Source organism: Micromonospora sp. (assembly GCF_048594385.1).
Taxonomy (GTDB): Bacteria; Actinomycetota; Actinomycetes; order Mycobacteriales; family Micromonosporaceae; genus Micromonospora; species Micromonospora wenchangensis.
Genome location: NZ_JBMDWU010000193.1, coordinates 1 through 8,667 on the forward strand (window position 1 = coordinate 1; position 8,667 = coordinate 8,667).

Consider the following 8,667-nt stretch of genomic DNA (forward strand, 5'->3'; position numbering starts at 1 on the left):
TGAAGAGCAACCCGGCCGCGGCGGCGATCAGCGGCACGCCGATCGACCAACCCGGCCGGCGCTGCCGGGGGCGGCGTGGACCGGTCGACCGGGGGGAGGAAGGCGGTCGGCCCGTCGTGCTGGTCGCCGTGGCGCTGGTCCCCGCCCTGCCGGGTCATCGCGGCACCGTCGCCGATCGCAGCGCCGTCGAGTCCTCGAACGCGGGCACGGTGACGGAGCCGACGTTCTCGGAGTAACCGAGCTGGTAGTGGTCGACCGCCTGCTTGAACAACCCGACTCCCTGAGAGCCGGCGAGGGCCTGCTGGAGGGCAGCGGGATCGCCGATTGCTACGATCTTGAATGGTGGCGAGTACACCCGGCCGTGCAGCAGCAGGGTGTTACCGACGCAGCGTACCGCGCTGGTGGAGAGCACGCGGACGTTCATGATGGACATGGCCTCCGCGCCTCCGGCCCACAGCGCGTTGACCACCGCCTGCACGTCGCCCTGGTGGACGACCAGGTCGTCGTTGGTGGCGCCCTTGGGCAGGGTGCCGTCGCTGCGGCGGGGGGCGTCGTTCAGTTCGACGGTCACCCCGGGCCCGGCGAGCGCGGTGAATCCGGCCGCCTGCTGGAGCGCCCGGGCGCGGTCGCGCTGTTCCTTGATCGGTTCGTCGGTGTCCGCCAGGGTCGCGGTCTCGCTCTCCACGTCGGCGCGCAGCCGGGCGGCCCGCAGCTCGCTTTCGGCCACCTGTTCGCGGCGGTCCTCGATGAGCTGGGTGAGCTGGGGTCGGCGGTCCTCGCGCAGGGCGGTGCCGCCGGCGGTGGTCGCCGTGGTCGTGAAGAGCAACCCGGCCGCGGCGGCGATCAGCGGCACGCCGATCGACCAACCCGGCCGGCGCTGCCGGGGGCGGCGTGGCAGGAAGGCGGCGACCGCCCGGCGCATGGCCTTCTGCCAGGACGCCGCACCGGATGTGTACTCCACCGAGCGTTCCTCTCCCGTCGTGTGGTGACGCCCGTCACGACGCTGGGCGGTCACCGGCGCGTCGCGTCGACCCGCCCGATCCGGTCACCGCGTGCACCGGATCGACCCCATTCATGGCCTGGAGCGGCCTTCCGGACTACGCTAGCTGTCGAACATTATTGGCCATGGACCGTCGCCCCCGCGCCCGGTTGTCAGGCCGGACGAGGTCGTCACCCCTCTGGAGAGCGTCGTGCCCAAGTCTCAGGTCCGTAAGAAGAAGGTGTACACCCCGCCGACGGACGTTCGTCCGACGACGGCGGCGGCGACGCGCAAGCCTAGCCCGGTGTGGCTGCCGGCGATCGCTGTCGCGCTGATCGTCGGCGGCATCGGCTGGCTGGTGGTCTACTACCTCTCCGAGCAGGAGTACCCGGTCGCCTCGTGGGGCTACTGGAACCTCGCGGTCGGCTTCGGCGCGATGGTGGGTTCGCTGGTCCTGCTCTCCCGCTGGCGTTGAGCGCGGCGCTCCGGCGCTTCCCGCGACACGTCCCAGGTCACCCCGGACGGCCCCGACCCGGCGCTTCGGCGTCGGGAGCCCTATGGTGTCCGCAGGGCGGCGTGGCCTGGTGCGAGAAGACTCACGTTACCGTTGGGTAACTTTCGCGTAGGCTGCACTGCATGACCGAGCGGAGCGAGGTCATCGACCGGTCCGGTCGGGGGTGCGGCGGCGGCACGCCGGCCACCCCCTGAGCCGGCCCCCGGTCGCCGAGCCGCTCGACAGGCAGCAGACCGGGAGGCCAACTCGATGGGCAGCGTCCAGATCGTCACCACGGTCCTCGCCGCCGCCATCACCGCAGTGGCGGTGTGGCTCGCGGTACGCGCGGTGCTGAAGATGGTGGCCGTCATCCGGCTGGGGCAACCCGCGCCGGAGCGGTTCGCCGACAAGGGCACCCGGGCGAAGACGATGCTGGTCGAGACGGCCGGCCACACCCGGATGCTCCGGTGGGGCGTGGTGGGGGCCGCGCACTGGTTCGTGATGGTCGGCTTCATCGTGCTGTCGCTGCTGGTGCTGGAGGCGTACTTCGAGGTCGTCTCGCCGACCGGTGGCCTGCCGCTGATCGGCGGCCTCGCCGTCTACGGCCTGGTCACCGAGGTGATCGCGGTGCTCGGCACGGTCGGCATCCTGGTACTGATCGCGATCCGGGTCCGCAACCGGCCGACCCGGCCGGGCGGGCGCTCCCGGTTCACCGGCTCCACCATGTGGCAGGGCTACTTCGTCGAGGCGGTCGTCCTCGCCGTGCTGGTCATGGGGTTCGTGATCCGTGGCTTCAAGGTCGCCACCGACCACTTCGAGTACCCGCTCTGGGCCACCCCGGTCAGCCACGCCCTCGGCGCGCTGCTGCCCGCCTGGCCGGCCGGCGTGAGCGTCGCCGCCCTCATCAAGATCGTCATCTCGATGACCTGGCTGATCGTCATCGCGTTGAACGTGACGATGGGCGTCGCCTGGCACCGCTTCCTGGCGTTCTTCAACATCTTCTTCAAGCGGGAACCGGCCCGGCCCGCCGGCTCCGGGCTCGGCCCGCTGCGCCCGATGACGAGCAACGGCAAGCCGCTCGACTTCGAGGAGGCCGACCCCGAGAAGGACCAGTTCGGTGTCGCCCAGGTCGAGCAGTTCACCTGGAAGGGCCTGCTCGACTTCAGCACCTGCACCGAGTGCGGGCGCTGCCAGTCGCAGTGCCCGGCCTGGAACACCGGCAAGCCGCTGTCGCCCAAGCTGCTCGTGCTCAGCCTCCGCGACCACGCGTACGCCAAGGCGCCCTACCTGCTGGCCGGCGGCGGCAAGGATCTCACCGGCGAGGAGAAGGCCACCGCGGCGCAGCTCGCCCACCTCGACGTGCTGACCCTCGCCGAGGCCGACAAGCCGCTGATCGGCGACGCCGAGGCCGGCGGCGTCATCGACCCGGACGTGCTGTGGTCCTGCACCACCTGCGGGGCCTGCGTCGAGCAGTGCCCGGTCGACATCGAGCACGTCGACCACATCGTCGACATGCGGCGCTACCAGGTGCTGATCGAGTCGAGCTTCCCGTCCGAGGCCGGCGTCATGCTGCGCAACCTGGAGAACAAGGGCAACCCGTGGGGCGCCCCGCAGAACACCCGCGAGGACTGGACCAAGGGGCTGGGCTTCGAGGTGCCCCGGGTCGGCGAGGTCGACGACTTCGAGTACCTCTTCTGGGTGGGCTGTGCCGGCGCGTTCGAGGACCGGGCCAAGAAGACCACCCGCGCGGTGGCCACCCTGCTCAACGAGGCGGGGGTCTCCTTCGCCATCCTGGGCGAGGGCGAGACCTGCTCCGGCGACCCGGCCCGCCGGATCGGCAACGAGTTCGTCTTCCAGATGCTCGCCCAGCAGAACGTCGAGACCCTCAACGAGGCGTTCGAGGGCCGGGAACCGGCCAAGCGCAAGATCGTCGCGACCTGCCCGCACTGCTTCAACACCCTCGGCAACGAGTACGGCCAGCTCGGCGGTGAGTTCGAGGTGGTACACCACACCCAACTCCTGGCCCACCTGGTCAGCACCGGCCGGCTCACCCCGGTGCAGCCGGTCGACGGCGGCGTCACCTACCACGACCCCTGCTACCTGGGCCGGCACAACCGGGTCTTCGCCGCCCCCCGGGAGGTGCTCGGCAGCGCCATCAACGGCGGCGGCAGGGCCGACACCGACCTGATCGAGATGCCGCGCAACAGCGAGCGCTCCTTCTGCTGCGGTGCCGGCGGCGCCCGGATGTGGATGGAGGAGAAGATCGGCAAGCGGATCAACGTGGACCGGGTCGAGGAGGCCATGTCCACCGGGGCGCGGACGGTCGCCGTCGGCTGCCCGTTCTGCTCGACGATGCTCAACGACGGCGTCAACGGCAAGGGGGCGGGCGAGCAGGTCGAGGTGGTCGACGTGGCCAGCGTGCTGCTGCGCTCGGTCAGGTCGGACACCGCGCCCGGCCAGCAGGAGACCGCGCCGACCGCCGGCTGAGGCCGTACCGTCGCCCGCGGGGCGGACGCACGACGGCGGCGGCACCCACCGGTGCCGCCGCCGTGGCGGTGCTCAGGGCGTCGTGACGGTCACGGTCAGGACGTCGTGGTGATGATGGCGGCCGTGGTGGTGACCGTGGTCGCCATCATGATCGCGGCCTGGGTCTCCTCGATCGCCTTCTTCGTCGCCGCGGACGCCCAGTCCCCGTCGGCGATCTCCGTGGTGCGCGCCTTGAGCCGCTCCTTCGGCAACTCCCGGAAGATCTTGCGGTCCAGCCCCACCGCGCGGGTCAGGCCGAGCAACGCGGCCGTCCGGGCCTCCACCGGGCCGTCGGCGAGCAGCGCGTCGACCATCCGCTGCCGGGCCGCCGTCTCCGCCGCCGGCTCCGCGCCGGTCGGCGACGGATAGCGGGTACGCGGGAAGAGCAGCAGCACCCGGTCGGAATCCCGGCGCAGCACCCCCGCGTCGACCAGGCCCGACAGCACCTGGTCGGGCAGCCCCTTGGCCAGCCGGCTGATCCAGTCCTTGGGCCGGCGGCGCTTGCCGTCGGCGGCGACCCGGGCGAGGGCGTCGTCGAGCAGCGGGTGGCCGACCGGCGTCGGATCGGTCACCACGAGCCGGTCGTCGGTCACCTCGACCCGACCGGCGAGCGCCAGTTCGAGCAGCACCGCGCCGGACAGTCCGTAGTCGAGGTGCGGCCGGCCCAGCCGGTTCACGCCGGTGTCGTCGTAGGCGAGCAGGACCAGTTCGTCAGCGAGGGTGAGCGGTGCCATGCCGTTCACGCTAACCCCGGAACGCGAACCCCGCCCGTGGGCGGCCCGGCGGCGACACCGGTGACCGTGTGCCACGCCCCGGTGACCGCCGGGGGCGGATCTGAAACAATCACACCCATCGACTCACTGCTGCTCGGCACGCTGCTGCCCCTGGCCGGCTTCGTGCTGCTGACCGCCGGCAACGCGTTCTTCGTCGCGGCCGAGTTCGCCCTGGTCACCGTCGACCGGGCGGAGATCGACAGGCGGGCCGAGGCCGGCGACGCCACCGCCGCCACGGTACGCCGGGCGCTGCGCGAGTTGTCCTTCCAGCTCTCCGGGGCGCAGCTCGGCATCACCCTCACCGCGCTGCTCACCGGCTACCTGGCCGAGCCCGCTCTGTCCCGGCTGTTCGCCCCGCTGCTGGCCCCGCTGGGCGGTGCCGACCGGTTCGGTCCGCTGCTTGCGCTGGCGCTGGCCACCCTGCTGTCGATGCTCTTCGGTGAGCTGGTGCCGAAGAACCTGGCGCTGGCCCGGCCGATGCCGGCGGCGCTGGTCACCGCCGGGCCGATGCGGGCCTTCTCCCGGGCCTTCGGCTGGCTGATCAGAGGGCTGAACAACTCGGCGAACCGGCTGGTCCGCCAGCTCGGGGTGGAGCCGCAGGAGGAACTGGCCAGCGCCCGCTCCCCGGAGGAACTAGGGCTGCTCGCGGCCATCTCGGCCCGGGCGGGCGCGCTGCCGCCGGACACCGCGATGCTGCTGCGCCGGACCATCCGCTTCGGCGACAAGCGGGCCGCCGAGGCGATGACCCCCCGGGTGGACGTGATCGCGTTGCGGGCCACCGCCACCGTCGCCGAGCTGCTGGACCTGTCCCGGCGGACCGGCCGCACCCGGTTCCCCGTCTTCGAGGAGACCCTCGACCTGGTCACCGGGGTCGCGGCCGTGCCGGACGCGCTCGGTGTGCCGCTGGCCGCGCGGGCCCGCACCACCGTCGCCTCGGTCGCCCGCGAGCCGGTGTACGTCCCGGAGAGCCTGGACCTCGACGGCGTGCTGGCGGCGCTGAAGGCCGCCGGGTCCGACCTGGCCATCGTCGTCGACGAGTACGGCGGCACCGACGGGGTGGTGACCGTCGAGGACCTGGTCGAGGAGCTGGTCGGGGAGATCGCCGACGAGTTCGACCCGGCCACCGTGGACGACGCCCACGCCACCGGGCTGACCGTGCCGGGCGGGGAACGGACCGTCCTGGTCGACGGGGTGCTGCGCGGGGACGAGTTGTTCGAGCAGACCGGCTTCCGGCTCCCCGAGGGCCCGTACGAGACGTTGGCGGGCTTCCTGATGGCCCGGTTGGGGCACATCCCGTTGCCGGGCGAGACGACCTGTGCGGACGGCTACGCGTTCACCGTCGTGGAGGTGGAGCGGCACCGGATCGAACAGGTGCGGGTGGTCCGTCCCGAGGAGCCGCACGCCGATGACTGAGCTGCTGGTCGCGGTGGTGCTGCTGCTCGGCAACGCGTTCTTCGTGGGCAGCGAGTTCGCCCTGATCGCGTCGCGTCGTACGGTGGTGGAGCCGTTGGCCGCCACCTCCCAGCGGGCCCGGTGGGCGTTGTCGGCGATGAACCAGATCCCGCTGATGATCGCCGGTGCGCAGCTCGGCATCACCGTCTGTTCGCTCGGGTTGGGTGCGATCGCCGAGCCGGCCCTGGCCCACCTGCTGGAGCCGGTGTTCCACGCGGTGCTGCTGCCGGCGGGCGCGGTGCACCCGGTCTCCTTCCTGATCGCCCTGGCCGTGGTGGTGTTCCTGCACACGGTGGTGGGCGAGATGGTGCCCAAGAACATCACCCTGGCCGGGCCGGAGCCGTCGGCGCTCTGGCTGGGGCCGGCGATGTTGGCGTTCTGCCTGGCCACCAAGCCGTTGCTGCTGGCGATGAAGTGGGCGGCGCGGCAGGTGCTGCGGCTGTGGGCGGTGGAGGCGACCGACGCGGTCAAGACGGTCTTCACCGCCGAGGAGCTGTCCGGACTGGTCGCCCAGGCCCGCACCGAGGGGCTGCTCGACGCCGAGGAGCACGCCCGGATCACCGGGGCGCTGGCTTTGCACGACCGGACGGCGGCCGACGCGCTGCAACCGTGGTCCACGGTGACCACCGTGGCCGAGGACGTCTCACCGGCCTCGCTGGAGGTGCTGGCGACCAGTACGGGCCGGTCGCGGTTCCCGGTGGTGCAGCGTTCCACCCGCCGGGTGCTGGGGTTCGTGCACGTCAAGGACGTTCTCGGGTACGCCGGGGTGGCCCGTCGCGCGCCGGTGCCGGCCGAGGTCTACCGGCCGCTGGCGGTGGTTCCGCCGGACCGTACGTTGGCCGATCTGCTGCTGGCGATGCGGCGCGAGCGGCGGCACATGGTGCTCGTCAGCGACGGTCGCCGTCCGCTGGGCGTGGTCACGCTCGACGATGTATTGACCGCCATCGTTGGAAATTGAATGGACACCCTTTGTGTGCAAGCGATTGCACTGATGTGATGGAGTGCCCACCCGCCTTGATTCCCCACCGTGACTGCCCCTAATGTTGCACCGGCCGCTGTGGGACGTCTGCCTCCTTCTTCCCCTTAGCGAGGCGCCCGGCGGTCGGTTGCAAAGGAGTCGACGCCGGTGGCAACCATGCCCCCTCACCGTCACGCCCAGGGCCAGCCGCCCGCCCGGCCGGCAGCCCTCCGGCGGGTCGCCCGCCGCCTGCTCACCCTGGTCGCGGCGGTCGCCGTCGGTGCCGGGATGCTCGCGGTGCCGGCCCACGCCGCGCCGTCGCCCGAGGAGATCGAGGCGGCTCTCGACAAGCAGTGGGAGCAGCTCGAACCCACCATCGAGGACTACAACAAGGTCCGGGCCCAGCTCAAGGTCAACCGCAAGAAGTCGGCCGACCTCCAGAAGAAGATCGAGCCGCTGGCCCTGCAGAGCGAACTCGCCCTGGGCCGGGTCGGTGACCTCGCCTCCCGCTACTACAAGTCCGGCCCCTCGCAGGAGCTGAGCGCGCTGCTCACCACCACCAAGCCGGGCACCCTCGCCACGCAGCTGACCATCCTGGACCGGCTCGCCGCCGAGCAGCGCCGGGAGGTCGAGGCCGTGCTCGTGGTCCGCCGCAAGTACGACGCCGAGAAGCAGAAGCTCGACACCCTGATCGCCGCCGAGGTGAAGCAGGAGAAGGAGCTCGCGGCCAAGAAGACCCAGATCAACACCGAGATCAAGCGGTTGCAGGCGGCGATGCCGAAGACCACGGTGAAGGTGAATGGCTGCCCCACGATCAACGGCGTGGTCAGCTCCGCCGCCCGGACCGCGATCGCGACCGCCTGCGCGCAGGTCGGTGACCCGTACGTCTGGGGCGCCACCGGGCCGAACTCGTTCGACTGCTCCGGGCTCACCCAGTTCGCGTACAAGGCGGCAGGCATCTCGCTGACCCACTTCACCGGTGCGCAGTGGAACGAGGGCAAGGCCATCCCGCGCTCCGAGGCCCGCCCCGGCGACCTGGTGTTCTTCTTCAGCGACCTGCACCACGTCGGGCTCTACCTGGGCAACGACATGATGGTGCACGCGCCCCGGACCGGTAAGCCGGTCCAGGTGACCAGCATCAACTACATGCCGGTGGCCGGCTTCCGCCGCCCCTGACCAGCACATACGTCAACCCCCGGCCCGATGGGCCGGGGGTTGCGTGTTTTCCGGTCACGGAGTGTGCCGGCCCGGCGGGTTGCGGATCGATAACGAGCGTCTCTACTCTGGTCAATCGTCGGTCGGCACCAGGTCCGCCCCGCCCGGGGTGGCGTCGACCGGCACCGCCGAGTCGCCTCCGGGCGAGCCGGGGACCCAGGTACGCCGGGGTGAATCCGCAGCGGCGCTGCGGTAGGGCGCTCTCCCTTCCCGCCCGAACCCGTCAGCTAACCCGGTAGGCGGTAGAGGAAGAAGGAGAACGGAGCCCGGT

Annotated in this window: 7 protein-coding genes and 1 riboswitch; of the genes, 5 read left to right on the plus strand and 2 right to left on the minus strand. The window is 71.6% G+C overall.

All coding sequences use genetic code 11. The annotated features are described in order from the left end of the window. Nucleotides 1-154: 154 nt before the first annotated feature. A complete protein-coding gene (locus ACOJTC_RS10380) occupies nt 155-961 on the minus strand; it encodes a DUF881 domain-containing protein (RefSeq protein WP_204925579.1) in 807 nt (268 codons plus the stop codon). Between the two features lie 229 nt (nt 962-1,190). On the opposite strand from ACOJTC_RS10380, the gene ACOJTC_RS10385 reads away from it, so the two are divergent. Together ACOJTC_RS10385 and ACOJTC_RS10390 are read left to right on the plus strand one after the other, a co-directional pair. After that, nucleotides 1,191-1,454, plus strand: coding sequence for a cell division protein CrgA (locus ACOJTC_RS10385; RefSeq protein WP_204925580.1), 264 nt, complete (start codon nt 1,191-1,193; stop codon nt 1,452-1,454). A gap of 288 nt (nt 1,455-1,742) precedes the next feature. Then, entirely contained in the window at nt 1,743-3,959 is a 2,217-nt protein-coding gene (locus tag ACOJTC_RS10390; protein ID WP_420116701.1) for a (Fe-S)-binding protein, read from the plus strand. Nucleotides 3,960-4,054: 95 nt separating this feature from the next. Here the strand turns inward: ACOJTC_RS10390 and ACOJTC_RS10395 are convergent, their stop codons facing one another. Further along, the gene (locus tag ACOJTC_RS10395; protein WP_420116702.1) at nt 4,055-4,732 is read right to left on the minus strand and encodes a GOLPH3/VPS74 family protein; all 678 of its coding nucleotides are present in this window, start codon (nt 4,730-4,732) and stop codon (nt 4,055-4,057) included. A 144-nt stretch (nt 4,733-4,876) separates the two neighbouring features. Between ACOJTC_RS10395 and ACOJTC_RS10400 the strand changes: the two genes are divergently transcribed. The 3 genes from ACOJTC_RS10400 (at nt 4,877) to ACOJTC_RS10410 (ending at nt 8,357) form a co-directional block, all read left to right on the plus strand. After that, entirely contained in the window at nt 4,877-6,184 is a 1,308-nt protein-coding gene (locus ACOJTC_RS10400) for a hemolysin family protein (RefSeq protein ID WP_357925765.1), read from the plus strand. Continuing rightward, the gene (locus tag ACOJTC_RS10405) at nt 6,177-7,181 is read left to right on the plus strand and encodes a hemolysin family protein (protein WP_420116703.1); all 1,005 of its coding nucleotides are present in this window, start codon (nt 6,177-6,179) and stop codon (nt 7,179-7,181) included. The genes ACOJTC_RS10400 and ACOJTC_RS10405 overlap by 8 nt, the downstream gene beginning before the upstream one ends. Before the next feature lie 177 nt (nt 7,182-7,358). After that, nucleotides 7,359-8,357 carry a C40 family peptidase gene (locus tag ACOJTC_RS10410; RefSeq protein ID WP_204925584.1) on the plus strand — a complete coding sequence of 333 codons (999 nt, stop codon included), beginning with the start codon at nt 7,359-7,361 and terminating at the stop codon, nt 8,355-8,357. A 155-nt stretch (nt 8,358-8,512) separates the two neighbouring features. After that, a riboswitch (cyclic di-AMP (ydaO/yuaA leader) is annotated at nt 8,513-8,653 on the plus strand. The last annotated feature ends 14 nt before the right edge of the window (nt 8,654-8,667 follow it).